The organism is Micromonospora sp. NPDC049801, assembly GCF_040656575.1.
GTDB lineage: Bacteria > Actinomycetota > Actinomycetes > Mycobacteriales > Micromonosporaceae > Micromonospora.
This window is the reverse complement of record NZ_JBFAMS010000001.1, coordinates 656,534-671,224: the sequence shown is the minus strand read 5'-3', so window position 1 is coordinate 671,224 and position 14,691 is coordinate 656,534. Positions and strand designations below refer to the sequence as shown.

14 protein-coding genes are annotated in these 14,691 nt (G+C 73.6%); 10 read left to right on the top strand and 4 right to left on the bottom strand.

All coding sequences use genetic code 11. The annotated features are described in order from the left end of the window. Positions 1–18 precede the first annotated feature (18 nt). Positions 19–213: a hypothetical protein gene (locus AB0I89_RS03195; protein ID WP_357119237.1), complete on the top strand. Its 195-nt coding sequence runs from the start codon at positions 19–21 to the stop codon at positions 211–213. 230 nt (positions 214–443) lie between these two features. After that, entirely contained in the window at positions 444–1,583 is a 1,140-nt protein-coding gene (locus AB0I89_RS03190) for an oxalate decarboxylase family bicupin (protein ID WP_357119234.1), read from the top strand. 114 nt (positions 1,584–1,697) lie between these two features. Here AB0I89_RS03190 and AB0I89_RS03185 read toward each other — a convergent pair whose 3' ends face one another. Further along, complete coding sequence (locus tag AB0I89_RS03185) at positions 1,698–2,783, bottom strand: DUF3866 family protein (protein ID WP_357119231.1); 1,086 nt, start codon at positions 2,781–2,783, stop codon at positions 1,698–1,700. 60 nt (positions 2,784–2,843) lie between these two features. Continuing rightward, the gene (locus AB0I89_RS03180; RefSeq protein WP_357119228.1) at positions 2,844–3,845 is read right to left on the bottom strand and encodes a cation diffusion facilitator family transporter; all 1,002 of its coding nucleotides are present in this window, start codon (positions 3,843–3,845) and stop codon (positions 2,844–2,846) included. A 119-nt stretch (positions 3,846–3,964) separates the two neighbouring features. On the opposite strand from AB0I89_RS03180, the gene AB0I89_RS03175 reads away from it, so the two are divergent. The 6 genes from AB0I89_RS03175 to AB0I89_RS03150 all read left to right on the top strand — a co-directional run bounded on the left by AB0I89_RS03175 (position 3,965) and on the right by AB0I89_RS03150 (position 8,820). After that, entirely contained in the window at positions 3,965–4,963 is a 999-nt protein-coding gene (locus AB0I89_RS03175; RefSeq protein ID WP_357119225.1) for a WYL domain-containing protein, read from the top strand. Continuing rightward, entirely contained in the window at positions 4,960–6,024 is a 1,065-nt protein-coding gene (locus AB0I89_RS03170) for a YafY family protein (protein WP_357119222.1), read from the top strand. The genes AB0I89_RS03175 and AB0I89_RS03170 overlap by 4 nt, the downstream gene beginning before the upstream one ends. 10 nt (positions 6,025–6,034) lie before the next feature. Next, entirely contained in the window at positions 6,035–6,280 is a 246-nt protein-coding gene (locus tag AB0I89_RS03165; RefSeq protein WP_357119219.1) for a hypothetical protein, read from the top strand. Positions 6,281–6,438: 158 nt separating this feature from the next. Continuing rightward, positions 6,439–6,753, top strand: coding sequence for a Sec-independent protein translocase subunit TatA (tatA, locus tag AB0I89_RS03160; RefSeq protein WP_355233542.1), 315 nt, complete (start codon positions 6,439–6,441; stop codon positions 6,751–6,753). Positions 6,754–6,771: 18 nt separating this feature from the next. Continuing rightward, a complete protein-coding gene (gene tatC, locus AB0I89_RS03155) occupies positions 6,772–7,722 on the top strand; it encodes a twin-arginine translocase subunit TatC (protein WP_357119216.1) in 951 nt (316 codons plus the stop codon). A 159-nt stretch (positions 7,723–7,881) separates the two neighbouring features. After that, positions 7,882–8,820 (top strand): diacylglycerol kinase, encoded by a 939-nt coding sequence (locus AB0I89_RS03150; RefSeq protein ID WP_357119486.1) that lies wholly within the window; start codon positions 7,882–7,884, stop codon positions 8,818–8,820. Here AB0I89_RS03150 and AB0I89_RS03145 read toward each other — a convergent pair. Both AB0I89_RS03145 and AB0I89_RS03140 read right to left on the bottom strand, forming a co-directional pair. Further along, complete coding sequence (locus AB0I89_RS03145; RefSeq protein WP_357119213.1) at positions 8,783–9,694, bottom strand: EamA family transporter; 912 nt, start codon at positions 9,692–9,694, stop codon at positions 8,783–8,785. The genes AB0I89_RS03150 and AB0I89_RS03145 overlap by 38 nt on opposite strands. Positions 9,695–9,759: 65 nt before the next feature. Continuing rightward, a complete protein-coding gene (locus tag AB0I89_RS03140) occupies positions 9,760–10,521 on the bottom strand; it encodes an HAD family hydrolase (RefSeq protein WP_357119210.1) in 762 nt (253 codons plus the stop codon). Positions 10,522–10,607: 86 nt separating this feature from the next. Between AB0I89_RS03140 and AB0I89_RS03135 the strand changes: the two genes are divergently transcribed. After that, positions 10,608–13,409: a DEAD/DEAH box helicase gene (locus AB0I89_RS03135; RefSeq protein ID WP_357119207.1), complete on the top strand. Its 2,802-nt coding sequence runs from the start codon at positions 10,608–10,610 to the stop codon at positions 13,407–13,409. Between the two features lie 165 nt (positions 13,410–13,574). Continuing rightward, positions 13,575–14,459, top strand: coding sequence for an MHYT domain-containing protein (locus AB0I89_RS03130; protein WP_357119204.1), 885 nt, complete (start codon positions 13,575–13,577; stop codon positions 14,457–14,459). Positions 14,460–14,691: the final 232 nt, after the last annotated feature.

The window sequence follows — 14,691 nt, the reverse complement described above, 5'->3', positions numbered from 1 at the left end:
CGGTAGGCTGGGCGCGCCATGACGACTTCTGGACCATCCGACCCCTCCGAGCGCGGCGACGCGCGGCAGAACTGGGTCGAGCGCCGGCGGGAGAAGATCCGCGCCGAGATCGACCGCAACCGGCGCGGCGAGTACACCGTGCCGACCTGGGTGCTGGCCGTGGCGCTGGCGCTCATCGTGGGCGGCTGGCTCGCCCTGATCTTCCTCTCCTGATCCCGCCCCGCGCGGTCGCGCGTGGTGTGCCGGTGATCCCCGCCCCGCGCGGTCGCGCACGGTGTCCGGTGATCGCTGCCCCGCGCGGTGTCGGACGTGCTGACCCGTCGGGGCCAGGGGTTGGCCCGGCCGGGTCGCCCCACCGGGTATCCGCTGGCCGTCGCCGTCGCGGGCCGTCCTGCCGCCCAGTGGGCCGGCGGCGCGAGGACGCGACGACGCGGGAGGCGATCATGAACGACCCGACGGTGCCCCAGCCCGAACGCGACGGTGGGGGCTGGGTGGACCCCGGGCCACGCGACGTGGTCCGCGACCGGCAGAACCCCGATCTGTTGACTCCACCGAGCACGGACGCGGGCACGCTGCCGAACCTGCGGTTCTCCTTCTCGGACGCGCACACCCGGGTGCAGCGCGGCGGATGGACCCGGGAGGTGACCGTACGGGAGTTGCCCATCGCCACCGAGCTCAGTGGCGTGGACATGGCGCTGGAACCGGGCGGGTACCGGGAGCTGCACTGGCACAAGCAGTCCGAGTGGGCGTACGTGTCGCGTGGCAGCGCCCGGATCAGCGCCGTCGACCAGGAGGGCCGCAACTTCCTCGACGACGTACGCGCCGGCGACCTGTGGTTCTTCCCGCAGGGGGTGCCGCACCACATCCAGGCGCTCGACGAGGGTGTGGAGTTCCTGCTGGTCTTCGACGACGGCGCGTTCACCGAGAACGGCACGTTCCTGATCAGCGACTTCTTCGCGCACACCCCGAAGGAGGTGCTGGCCAAGAACTTCGGGTGGCGGCTCGATCAGCTCGACTCGATCCCCGAGCGGGAAAAGTACATCTTCGCCGGGCAGGTGCCGCCGCCGCTGGACCAGGACCGCGTCGTCAGCCCGACCGGGGACGTGCCCCGCAGCCTCAGTCACCGGCTGCTCGCCCAGCAGCCGCAGCGGTTCCCGGGCGGGCAGGTCCGCATCGCCGACGTCACCCAGTTCGCCGCGGCCACCACGATCTGCGCCGCGCTGGTCGAGGTGGATCCGGGCGGGATGCGGGAACTGCACTGGCACCCCACCGACGACGAGTGGCAGTACTACCTGTCTGGCCACGGTCGGATGGGCGTGTTCGCCAGTCAGGGCGTGGCCGGCACCTTCGACATGCGCGCCGGTGACGTCGGGTACGTGCCGTTCGCCTACGGCCACTACATCGAGAACCTCGGCACCGAGCCGCTGGTGTTCCTGGAGATGTTCCGCAAGCCCCGGTTCGAGTCCGTCTCGCTGACCCAGTGGATGGCGAACACCCCGCCCGAGGTCAGCGCCGACACCCTCAACCTGCCCCGAGAACTCATCGAGGCCCTACCCCGAGACCAACGCCCCGTGATCCGCTAACCCCACCGATTGCCCCCGGTGATCAAGAGGTTCGCGTCAATATCGCGCCGGATTCTGACGCAAACCTCTTGATCACCGGGGGTGGGGGTGGGGTGGGGTGGGGTGGGGTTGGGGTTAGGGGAGGTGGGTGGTGGCTTGGCGGCCGGCGGCTGCTGCTGCCAGGAAGTAGGCGTGGTCGGCGTCCAGGGGGCGGCCCATGGTGGACAGGGGGACGGGGCTGGCGCGCAGCGCGGCGTCGAGGCCGGCGGTGGGCACCTGCACGATCCGGTGCCGGGCCGCCAGCGGCGCCAGGGCGGCGTCGACCTCGGCGGCCAGGGCCGGGTCCAGGCCGTCGGGCACCACCAACTCCGCCGGGGCGAGCGCCACCCGGCCGTACGCGGTGAGGCTGTGGTGCGACACCCCGTTGTGCCGGGGGCGGGGGTCGGCGTCGGAGATGCGCAGCGAGCCGACCGGCCGCCCGCCGAGCGTGGCGATCGCGTTGACCGCCTCACCGACGGCGACACCGGAGAAGCCCCACCGGGTGCCGGTGCCCAGGTTGCCGGGGCCCTGCGCCACGATCGCCACGTCGGCGCGCAGCACGTGGTGGGCGGCGAGCAGACCGCCGTGCAGGGTGGTGGCCTCGAGGTCACCGCCGAACGCCTGCCCGACGGTGATCGTCCCGACCAGCTCGTCGCGCAGCCCGGCCAGGGTGCGGGAGAACCAGGCCGGCAGCGCGCCACCGTCGGTGAGCAGGTACGCGACCCGCGCCCGAGGGGCGTCGGCCCGGATGCCGGCCAGGATCGCCGGCAACGCCGAGTGCAGGTCGGCGGTGACCACGGGCAGGCCGCCCAGGTCGTCGGCGTCGGCCAGCATGGCCCGGTGCGGGGACGCCTCCTCGTCGACACCGAGCAGGATCGGCTGCAACGGCGTGTAGCGGGCCTTGACCAGGTGCCCGGCGTCGCGGGTGTCGCCGGCGTCCGGCGGGTCCGGGGGCAGCCGGTCCGGCACCGCCACCACGAGGGCGTACCCGCCGGTGCCCAGCCCCATCAGCAGCGCGCCGGCGTTGAGCAGCACCCGGTCGCCGGGCTCGGGCGTGCCGACCAGCTCGGGATAGGCCAGCGCCCGCATGCGCGTGCCGTCGGGCAGGTCGACGTCGAGTTCCACCGCCCCGGTCCACTGCCGTCGCAGCGCCGCCACCGTCCCCGTACGCCATCGCACCATGACGGGCACGCTAGCCGCGCGGGCGCGGCGGACCGCGACCGGGTGCGACGCCGCTCGGGTTCAGGTCCGCTCGTCGCCGGGGGAGGCGGGCGGCGCGGCCTGGGTGTGGCGGGCGGTGCCGGTGGCGCCCGGCAGTGAGCGGGTCGGGTCGAGGAAGACGAACCGGATCTCCGGGTAGCGCTCGGTGAGCCGCCGCTCGGCCTCGTCGGCCGTGGTCTCGATCTGCGCGCCGGTGGCCTCGTCGCGGAAGTCGACCTTCGCGGCGACGAGGATGTCGTCCGGGCCGAGCTGCATGGTCAGCAGGGTGTCGATGCGTTCCACCTCGGGCAGGCCGGCCAGTTCCTGCTCGATCTCGCGACGCAGCCGCTCCGGGACGGCCCGGCCGACCAGCAGCGACAGGTTGTTGCTGGCGAGGATCCCGGCGACGGTCAGCAGCAGCAGGCCGATGAGGATCGACGCGACGCCGTCCCACACCTCGTCGCCGGTGGCGTGCGACAGGCCGACGCCGAGCCCCGCGAGCACCAGGCCGATCAGGGCCGCGCTGTCCTCCAGGAAGACGGCCTTGACGGTGGTGTCGGCGGTGAGCCGCAGGAACCGTCGCGGGGTGGTCTGCCAGCGCTCGGACTCGCGCCGGACCTGCCGCACGGCCCGGGCCAGCGAGATCGACTCGATGACGAACGAGACCGCCAGCACGATGTACGACACGAGGTAGTCGCCGCTGTGCTCGTGCACGAGGATCGTGGTGACGCCGTGGGTGACGGCGAAACCGGCGCCGGCCACGAAGGTGAACATCGCGGCGAAGAACGCCCAGACGTAGCTCTCCTTGCCGTACCCGAAGGGGTGCCGTTTGTCGGCCGGCCGGGCGCCCCGGCGCAGCGCCTGAAACAGCAGCACCTCGGTGGTGGTGTCGGCGACCGAGTGCGCCGCCTCGGACAGCATCGCGGCCGACCCCGAGATCAGCCCGGCGACCAGCTTGGCGACCGCGATGGCGAGGTTGGCGACGCCCGCGACGACCACGGTGCCGACGCTCTCGCTCTCGGTCTTCATCCCGGCTTGCGACATGAGGGAAACCCTATGGCGGTGAGCGGCGGCGCGCCGGGGGAGGACCCGATCCGAACAAGTGTGCGGCACGCCCCGCGTGGGTGCACGATGTGGGCGCGTCGGCTGCTAGCGTCTACCGCGTGTCGCGGACCCGCACCGAACGCCTGGTCAACCTGGTGATCTGCCTGCTGTCCACGCGACGGTTCCTGACCGCCGCGCAGATCGCCGCGACCGTGCCCGGCTACGAGCACGATCCCGACGACGCGCGCGACCACGAGGCGTTCCAGCGCAAGTTCGAGCGGGACAAGGCCGAGCTGCGCGAGTTGGGCGTCCCCCTGGAGACCGGCACGGCCAGCGTCTTCGACGCCGAGCCCGGCTACCGCATCGCCCACCGCGAGTACGCGCTGCCCGACATCCCCCTCGAACCGGACGAGGCCGCCGCCGTCGGCATCGCCGCCCGGCTGTGGCAGCACGCCGGGCTGGCCGCCGCCGCGTCCTCCGGGCTGGCCAAGCTGCGCGCCGCCGGGGTGGACGTCGACCCGCAGGCCACCCTCGGCCTGGAGCCGATGGTCACCGTCGACCCGGCGTTCGCGCCGCTGACCGCCGCCGCCCGGGACCGCCGGGAGGTGGGCTTCGACTACCGGGTACCCGACCGGGACGCCCCCAGCCGCCGCCGGCTCCAACCGTGGGGCGTGGTCTGCTGGCGGGGCCGGTGGTACGTGGTCGGCCACGACCTGGACCGGGACGCCACCCGCTGCTTCCGCCTCTCCCGGGTGGTCGGCGCCGTCCGGGTGACCGGCGCGTCCGGCGCCTACGAGCCGCCGCTGGGAGAAGACCTGATCAGTCACGTGGCCCGCTGGTCCGGGCCGGTGGAGCGCACCGGCCGGGCGACCGTGCTGGCCGCGCCCGGCCGGGCCGCCGGGCTGCGTCGGTGGGCGGTCGAGGTGACCGCCGGGCCGGACGGCGACCGCCTGGTCCTGCCGTACGCCGACCCGGACGGTCTGGCCGGCCACCTTGTCGGGTACGGGCCGGACGTCCGCGTGCTCGACCCGCCGGAGGTCCGCGAGGCGGTCATCCAGCGGCTCAAGGAGATCGCGGTCCGCCACGACGAGCTGGCGGTTTCCGGGGGTGCCCGGTGACCCGCCCGGCCGCCCGCGGCGGTTCCAAGACCTCCGCCGACCGGTTGGCGCGCCTGCTCAACCTGGTGCCCTACCTGCTGGCCCGACCGGGCATCGAGGTCGCCGAGGCGGCCGGTGACCTGGGTGTCACCGAACGACAGCTCCGGGAGGACCTGGAGCTGCTGTGGGTGTGCGGGCTGCCCGGTTACGGCCCCGGTGATCTGATCGACATGGCGTTCGACGGCGACCGGGTGACCATCACCTACGACGCCGGCATCGACCGGCCGCTGCGGCTCACCCCCGACGAGGCCCTCGCGCTCGTGGTGGCGCTGCGGATGCTCGCCGAGACCCCCGGCGTCGCCAACCGGGACGCCATCGAACGGGCCCTCGCCAAGATCGAGGACGCCGCCGGTGACCTGGTGGGCGCGCCGGTCGCGGTCCGGCTCCCCGGGGACACCCGGCGGGTCGAGGCGCTGCGCGCCGCCGTGGAGGGCGGCCGAGCGCTGCGGATCACCTACTACACGGCGGCCCGGGACGAGACCACCGAGCGGGTGATCGACCCGCTGCGGATGCTGATGGTCGGCGGTCGGGCGTACGTGGAGGCGTGGTGCCGGCGCGCGGAGGCGGTGCGGCTGTTCCGCGCCGACCGGATCGACGCGATAACCGAGCTGGACGAGCCGGCCGCCGTTCCGCCGCAGGCCGTCCCGCACGATCGCACCGAGGGGGTCTTCCGGCCGTCGCCCGACCTGCCGCTGATCACCCTGCGGATCGGGCGCGGCGAACGGTGGATCACCGAGTACTACCCGTGCGAGCGGGTCGAGGCCGGCGACGGTGACCAGTGGCTCGTCTCGCTGCGCGTGACCGACCTGGGGTGGGCGCGACGGTTCGTGCTCGGCCTCGGCCCGGACGTCACCGTGGTCGCCCCCGTTGAGCTGGCCGAGCAGGTCCGAGCGACCGCGTCCGCCGCGCTCGACGCGTACGCGGTGCCCGCGCCGGTGACGCGGCTGCCCGACGACGACCGCACGGCCGCGGCCCCCGGAGCGCCGTCGGGCGATCCGGCGGTGGCCGGCCGCACCCAGTAGGCTGGCCGGCGTGCTGATCTGGATCGTGCTCGCGCTGGTGCTGCTCCCGCTCGTGGCGCTCGCGCTGGCCGTACGCCCGGTGCTGGCCCGGCTGCCCAAGCTGCGCCGCGCCGCCGAGGCGTTGCAGCGCCGGGCCGGTGAGGCGGAGGCGCTGCGGGAGACCGCCGAGGCGTTGCAGCAGCGCGCCGAGGGCGTCCAACGTCAGCTCGACACCGCCCAGCAGCGCCTTGAGCTGATCAAGGCCAAGCGCGGCTGACCGCGCCGTCGGCCCAGGTGGTTGACGGATCATCGCGCGTTGGTCAAGACTTCACCGGCCGGGCCGATCCATCACCACCCGGCGGGTGGCATCGCACCGATCCGCACGTACGATGGGCTGCGTACCACCCCCCGGACACAGAGCGACTGGAGCTTCTCATGGGTGCCCTCAAGCCGTGGCACATCGCCGTTCTCGTGGTTGTGCTGATCCTGCTCTTCGGTGCGAAGCGGCTTCCGGACGCGGCCCGTTCGCTGGGTCGCTCGCTGCGGATCATCAAGGCCGAGACCAAGAGCCTGCAGGACGACGACCGCGACCTGGCCGAGAAGGCCGACGCGCAGGCCGGCTACCAGCCGTTGCCGCCGCACGCCGGGCAGCAGGCGCCGTACGCCGGGCAGCCGCAGCAGCCGCCGTACCAGCAGGCGCCGGCGCAGCAGCCGGTCGTCGACCCGGTGCACCGCGTCCGCGACAACTGACCGAAGGGCCTTCGCACCGTGGCCTTCGCCCTGCGTAAGCGCGGCCCGAGCACGTTCGAGCGGGCCGCCGACGGCTCGATGACGCTCATCGAGCACGTCCGTGAGCTGCGCAACCGTCTGTTCCGCGCCTCGCTGGCGATCCTGGTCGGTTTCGGCTTCGGCATCTGGCTGGCCGAGCCGGTGCGGCATTTGCTGTCGCAGCCGTACTGCGACCTGCCGGGGTCGAAGGACGCGTCCGGCAAGTGCCTGTTCGTCCAGCTCGGCCCGGCGGACCTCTTCCTGCTGAACCTGAAGATCGGCCTCTGGGTGGGCCTGATCATCGCGGCGCCGATCTGGCTCTACCAGCTCTGGGCGTTCATCGCGCCCGGGTTGCACCGGCACGAGCGGCGCTACGCGTACGCGTTCACGGCCCTGGCGGCGCCGCTGTTCGCCGCCGGCGCGGTGTTGGCCTTCTTCGTCACCGCCAAGGGCCTCGAGTTCCTGATGAACGTGTCCGGCGATGACATCTCGACCACGCTGGAAGTCACCCGGTACATCTCCTTCGTCACCAACCTGATCCTGCTGTTCGGGGTGGCGTTCGAGTTCCCGCTGATCGTGCTGATGCTCAACTTCGTCGGCCTGGCCAGCGCGAAGCGGCTGCTGAGCTGGTGGCGGGTGGCGATCTTCGTGTTCTTCGCGTTCTCCGCCGTGGTCACCCCCACCCCCGACCCGTTCGGGATGACCGCCCTGGCGGTCTGCCTCTCCGCGCTCTACTTCGGCGCGGTGGGCATCGCGTTCATCAACGACCGGCGGCGGGGTCGCGGCAAGGAGGTCTACGCCGGTCTCGACGACGACGAGGTCTCGCCGCTGGAGTTCGACCCGGACCCGGTCGTGGCCGGGCAGCGGGTCGACGCGACCGCGCCGATCGGCGCTCCGGAGCCGATCGCGAAGCCGGCGCCGATCGAACGCCGTTACGACGACATGACCTGACGGCCCCGCGCCGCCAGAGCCAGCCGACGCCGTCCCCGCCAGGTGGGGGCGGCGTCGCTGTGTCCGCCGTCGACCGATTCGAGCCGCCCGGTGGGTTGGGAGCGCTACCTCCGCACGATGAACATCAGATGTACGACGAGTACGGTGCTGGCCGTGACCGTGAAAGAGTTTCGGCCCGGACCGGCGGAGGACGCCGCGTCGGCCGCCGGCCCGGTGGCCGTGCTCGCCAACCCGACGGCCGGCCGGGGACGGCGGCGGGCCCTGCTGCCCCGACTGCTGGACGGGCTGTCCGCCGCCGGCCGGCCGGTGACGGTGCTGTCGGCGTCCACCCCCGATGAGGCGGAGGTGGCCTGTCGGACGGCGGTCGCCGAGGGCGCGGGCGCGCTGGTCGCGATCGGCGGAGACGGCACCGTGCACCGGGCGCTGCAGGCCGTGGCCGGCACCGACATCCCGTTCGGACCGGTGCCCGCCGGCACCGGCAACGACTTCGCGATCGACACCGGTTTTCCCGCCGATCCGGTCGCCGCCGTGGAGGTGATCGCCGAGGCGCTGCGTACCGGCCGGAGCCGCGAGGTCGACCTGGCCCGGATGACGGGCGTCGATGGCGCGCAACGCTGGTACGGCGCGGTCCTCGCGGCGGGCTTCGACGCGATCGTCAACGAGCGGGCCAACCGGATGCGGTGGCCGCGCGGCCCCCGCCGGTACGACCTGGCGATCCTGATCGAGATGGCCCGCCTGAAGCCGCGGCGCTACACGATGCGCCTCGACGGGGTGGTGCACGACATGGACGCGGTGCTGGTGGCGGTGGGCAACTGCCCGTCGTACGGCGGTGGGATGCGGATCTGCCCCGACGCCGACCCGACCGACGGGCTGCTGGACGTGGTGGTGGCCGGTCGGGCGGACCGGCGCACGATGATCCGGGTGAAGCCGCACATCTACCAGGGCACCCACGTCGAGCACCCGGTGGTGAGCAGCTACCGGGCCCGTACGGTGGAGTTGGCCGCCGACGGGATCGTCACGTACGCCGACGGGGAACGCTCGCTCGGCCTCCCGGTGACGATCACCGCAGTGCCCGGGGCCCTGCGACTGCTGCGCTGACCCGTACCGCGCCGATGCTGGCGGCGATGACCAGCACGATGGCGACGCACTCCGACACGGTCAGCGCCTGGCGCAGCACCAGCCAGCCGGCGAGGGTGGCGACGGCTGGGCCGAGACTCATCAGCACCGCGAAGGTGGCGGTGGGCATCCGGCGCAGCGCCAGCAGTTCCAGGGTGTACGGCAGGCCGGAGGCGAGCACCGCGAGGGCCGCGCCGAACGCGAGCACCTGCGGGTCGAGCAGGACCGCGCCGCCGTCGACGATGCCCAGCGGCAGGGTGACCAGCGCGGCCAGGGTGAGCGCGAGGGCGAGCCCGTCCGCGCCGGGGAACCGGCCGCCGACGCGGGCGCTGAGCACGATGTACGCGGCCCACATCGTGCCCGCGCCGAACGCGAACGCCACGCCGGCCGGGTTGAGCCGGTCGAAGCCGCCCTGCCCGAGCAGCGCCACCCCGGCCAGCGCGAGTCCCGCCCAGCACCAGCTCGCCAGCCGGCGGGCGGTGAACACCGACAGGGCGAGGGGACCGAGCACCTCAAGCGTCACCGTCGGTCCGAGCGGGATGCGTTCGATGGCCTGGTAGAACAGCGAGTTCATGCCGGCCAGGGCCAGCCCGAACGCGCCGACGGCGAGCCAGGCCGAGCGGTCGTGTCCGCGCAGTCGCGGCCGGCACACGACGAGCAGCAACACCGCCGAGATCGTCAGCCGCAGGGTGACCGCCCCGGCCACGCCGGTACGCGGAAAGAGCAGCGCGGCGACGGCGGAGCCGAACTGGACCGACAGCGCCCCGCCGAGCACCAGCCCCACGGCGAGGACACCACCGTGCCGCTGTGGGGGCGCGTCGGTCGGTGTCGACGCAGGCAGGAGGGTGTCCGTCACGGCCCTGACGCTAGGCGGTGGGCTCCGGGGACGCGCGGGCGGCCTCGACGCGGATCAGCCCGGGGTCAGGCGGGCAGGGCCAGGTCCAGGACCGCGCCCAGCCCGTTCTCCCGGCCCGGCTCGGCGGCCGGCAGCACCAGCACCGCGCAGCCGGCGGCCACCGCGCCCGCGTCGGCCGGGCTGTCGCCGACCATCAGCGTCTGCTCCGGGTCGACGCCCAGCATCCCGCAGGCGCGCCAGAAGATCGCCGGGTCGGGCTTGCAGCGCCCCACCTCGTACGACAGCACGAACGCGTCGACGAGGTCGGTCAACCCCCAGGCGTCGAAGTGCGGGCGCAGGTCGAAACCGATGTTGCTGACCACCGCGACGCGTACGCCGGCGTCGCGCAGCGCGGCCAGCGTGGGGGCCGTGTCCGGGTAGGGCACCCAGCCCTCGGCGATCAGCAGCCGCTCGTAGAGCGCGTCGGGCAAGCCCTCGATGCCGGCGTCCACGGTCTCGGCCAGCCCGGTGTACGCCCCCCGGTGGGCGTGCGGGTAGAGGTCCCGGTCGGCCCACAGCTCGGCCAGCCGGGGCGGCACCCGGGCCGGTAGCGGGCCGCCCGCGCGGCCGGCGGTCAGCAGGCGGTCGGCCAGCGAGGTGGCGCGGACCCGGTCCAGGGTGACCCCGCACGCCGCCGCGGCCTCCAGCACCCACTGCCGAGGCTCCTCCACCTGGGCCAGGGTGCCGTGGAAGTCGAAGAGCACCGCCTTCACGGGCCGTCGGGACGTCCGGCGGGCGGTGGCGCTGCCCGGCGCAGTGGTCTGGGGCGGTTCGGCATGGTCCGGCACGCCGTGCACCCTACCGACCCTCGCCGACAGCCCTGCCGGACGGCCTTGTGGGGTGCACTGTGCCGGCACGCACTAATCTTGGTGCCATGTCGAGCCCCGCCGAGCGGTACGCCGCGGCGCGCCGCCGGACCGCGCAGGCCTCCGAGTTTCCGGCGTTGGACGAGTTCGCCCTGGACCTGGGGTTCGACCTCGACGACTTCCAGCGCGAGGCGTGTCAGTCGTTGGAGCGGGGCAGCGGTGTGCTGGTGTGCGCCCCGACCGGCGCCGGCAAGACCGTGGTCGGCGAGTTCGCCGTACACCTGGCTCTGCGGGGGCGGCCCGACGACCCGGCGGCGGCCGGCGGCGCGACGCCGCCGACGACCCGGCGCAAGTGCTTCTACACGACGCCGATCAAGGCGCTGTCCAACCAGAAGTACCACGACCTCGTCGACCGGTACGGCGCCGAGCAGGTTGGCCTGTTGACCGGCGACAACGCGATCAACGGCGACGCGCCCGTGGTGGTGATGACCACCGAGGTGCTGCGCAACATGCTCTACGCGGGCTCCAGCACGTTGCAGGGGCTCGCCTACGTGGTGATGGACGAGGTGCACTACCTCGCCGACCGGTTCCGCGGCGGCGTGTGGGAAGAGGTGATCATCCACCTGCCGGAGTCGGTCACCCTGGTCTCGTTGTCGGCGACCGTGTCGAACGCCGAGGAGTTCGCCGACTGGCTGGTCACCGTGCGCGGCGAGACCGCCGTGGTGGTCAGCGAGCATCGGCCGGTGCCGCTGTGGCAGCACATGCTGGTCGGCAAGCGGATGTTCGACCTGTTCCACGACGCCGACGCCGCCCGCAAGCACGACGTGCACCCGGAGCTGCTGCGCTACACCCGCGACACGATGCGCCGGCTGGAGCTGGGCGAGGGGCGCAGCGCCGGGCCGGGCTCCGGACGCCGAGGTCCGCGCTGGCGCGGCCCGATCCGCCCGGACATCGTGGACCGGCTGGACCGGGAGGGTCTGCTGCCGGCCATCCTGTTCATCTTCAGCCGCGCGGGCTGCGCCGCCGCCGTGCAGCAGTGCCTGGCCGCCGGGCTGCGGCTCACCTCGCCCGAGGAGCGCGCCGAGATCCGCCGGGTGGTCGAGTCCCGGGTCACCGCCATCCCCGGCGAGGACCTGACGGTGCTGGGCTACTGGGAGTGGCTGGACGGCCTGGAGCGCGGCCTCGCCGCCCACCACGCCGGCATGCTGCCGGTGTTCAAGGAGGTCGTCGAGGAGCTGTTCGTCCGGGGCCTGGTCAAGGCGGTCTTCGCCACCGAGACCCTCGCGCTGGGCATCAACATGCCGGCGCGCTGCGTGGTGCTGGAACGCCTCGTCAAGTACAACGGCGAGGCGCACGTCGACCTGACCCCGGGGGAGTACACCCAGCTCACCGGCCGCGCCGGCCGGCGGGGCATCGACGTCGAGGGGCACGCCGTGGTGGTGTGGTCCCCGGAGACCGACCCGCGGCACGTGGCCGGGCTCGCCTCCACCCGCACCTATCCGCTGCGGTCCAGCTTCCGCCCGTCGTACAACATGGCGGTGAACCTGGTCGGCTCGGTCGGCGCGGAGCCCGCCCGGGCGCTGCTGGAGTCCTCGTTCGCCCAGTTCCAGGCCGACCGGTCGGTGGTCGGCCTGGCGCGGCAGGTGCAGCGCAACACCGAGACCATCGAGGCGTACGGCGCGGAGGCCGCCTGCCACCACGGCGACTTCGACGAGTACTTCGCGCTGCGGGTGGCGATCGCCGACCGGGAGAAGGCCATCGCCCGGCAGGGGCAGACCCAGCGCAAGGCCGCGGCCGTGGCGTCGCTGGAGCGGCTGCGTATCGGCGACGTGATCCGTGTTCCGTCGGGCCGTCGGGCCGGTCTGGCCGTCGTGCTGGACCCGGCGACCGGCGGGTTCGGCGAACCTCGTCCGCTGGTACTCACCCAGGACCGCTGGGCGGGGCGGGTCAGCCCGGGGGACTTCACCACGCCCGCCGAGGTGTTGGCCCGGATCCGGGTGCCCAAGCACTTCAACCACCGCTCGCCGGGGGCCCGGCGGGACCTCGCCGCCGAGGTCAGCGGCACCGGCCTGGACCGGCACGGTGGCCGCCGAGGTGGCCGCTCCCGGCAGACGCCCGGCGAGGACCACCGGCTCAGCCAGCTCCGCACCGAGCTGCGTAACCACCCCTGTCACGCCTGCCCGGAGCGGGAGGAGCACGCCCGCTGGGCGGAGCGCCGCCGTCGTCTCGAACGGGACACCGACGAGCTGCGTGAGCGGGTGTCCGGGCGTACCGGGTCCCTCGCCCGGACGTTCGACCGGATCGTCGCGCTGCTGACCGAGCGTGGATACCTCGGCCGCGACGGCGCGGTCACCGACGCCGGTCGGATGCTCGGCCGGATCTGGACCGAGGCGGATCTGCTGGTCGCCGAGTGTCTGCGTCGACGCGTGTGGGACGGGCTCTCCCCGGCCGAGCTGGCCGCCGCGGTGTCCGTGGTGGTCTTCGAGGCGCGCCGCGACGTCGACGAGCGGGCCTCCCTGCCGCGCGGCCCGGTCTCCGACGCCGTGGACGAGACGCTGAAGCTGTGGGGCGAGATCGAGGCCGACGAGGCCGCCCGTGGACTGGCCGCTACCCGCGAGCCGGATCTGGGCTTCGCCTGGCCGGTCTACCGGTGGGCCCGGGGCGAGGCCCTGGCGAAGGTGCTCGGCAGCGGGCACGAGATTGACGGCGAGATGCCGGCCGGCGACTTCGTCCGGTGGGCGCGGCAGGTGGTCGACCTTCTTGGTCAACTTTCCGACTCGGGCGGCGCGTCGCCGGAGCTGCGTGCCACGGCCCGGCAGGCCATAGCGGCCATCAACCGGGGAGTGCTCGCGTACCACACCTCCACCTGATGATCACTTTCGGTCAACCGGGTCGGTGAATCGACGCATCGGACGGTCACCGTGACGGCACCCCACGAATAGCCCGGGGGTGCTATTGCGCCTGCTCGGAGCACCCCTGATCATTGCCCGGGCGCTGTGCATACGCGCCGGTAACGAGTGGGGAGAAACATCGCCGTGGCGGACATCAATCACTTTGAGTACGGGTGGATCACGCCCGCGCTGAGCTACGCGCTGTCGGTGCTCGGGTCGGTCCTGGGGCTCGTCTGCGCCGGCCGCATCCGCACGGCCCATACCGCCCGCCAGCGCGCCTGGTGGGGCCTGCTGGCCGCCTGGGCGCTCGGCGGCACCGCCATCTGGGCCATGCACTTCATGGCCATGCTCGGCTTCGCCGTCGACGGCACCCGCATCCGGTACGACGTGCCGCTCACCGCCGCCAGCACCGCCATCGCGGTGGTCGCCGTCGGCATCGGCCTGGCGATCGTCGGCACCGGCCGGCTGAACCCGGTACGCCTCATCGCCGGCGGCGTGTTCACCGGCGCCGGGGTCGCCGCCATGCACTACACCGGCATGGCGGCGATGCGCCTCAACGGCAGCCTCGGCTACGACACCATCCGGGTCGTCCTCTCCGTGGTCATCGCGGTCGTCGCCGCGACCGTGGCCCTGTGGCTCGCGATGACCGTCCGGCGCGGCCTGGCGATCTTCGCCTCCGCTCTGGTCATGGGCGTCGCGGTGAACGGCATGCACTTCACCGGCATGAGCGCCCTCTCGGTGCACCTGCACGAGCGCTCGGGCGGAGTGACCGGCGCCGGGGTGAGCGCCCTGCTGGTGCCGATCGTCGTGGCGGTGATCTTCGGCGTGGTCGGGCTGCTCTACGCCCTGCTCGCCGCCCCCACCGACGACGACCTGGCCGCCGCCGCGTACCTGGACGCGCGCCGGACCCCGGAGCCCACCCCGGCCGCGCCGGCAGCCGCCCCGGACCCGGTCGGGCTGCGCGCCCGCTCCACCCTCGGGCAGCCCGGCACCCCGTTCCCCTCCCGCCGGGACACCCCGTCGCGCTGACGCCGGCCGGTGCCGTCCGGCGCTGAGGCGACCCGGACCGCATGATCCACACGACATCAGCGATGTGGGGGTGACCTGTTCTTGGGTCACCCCCACATCGGCGATCTGGTGTCGATCATCGCGCCACCCGGCCGACGCGGCGCGTGCGGCGCGGTGGCCGCGTCCCAGTCCGCCGACCGAGGTGATCCCGCTGTGCGGGCGGCGAGGCGTGTCGGTGTTGAATGCGGTGGTG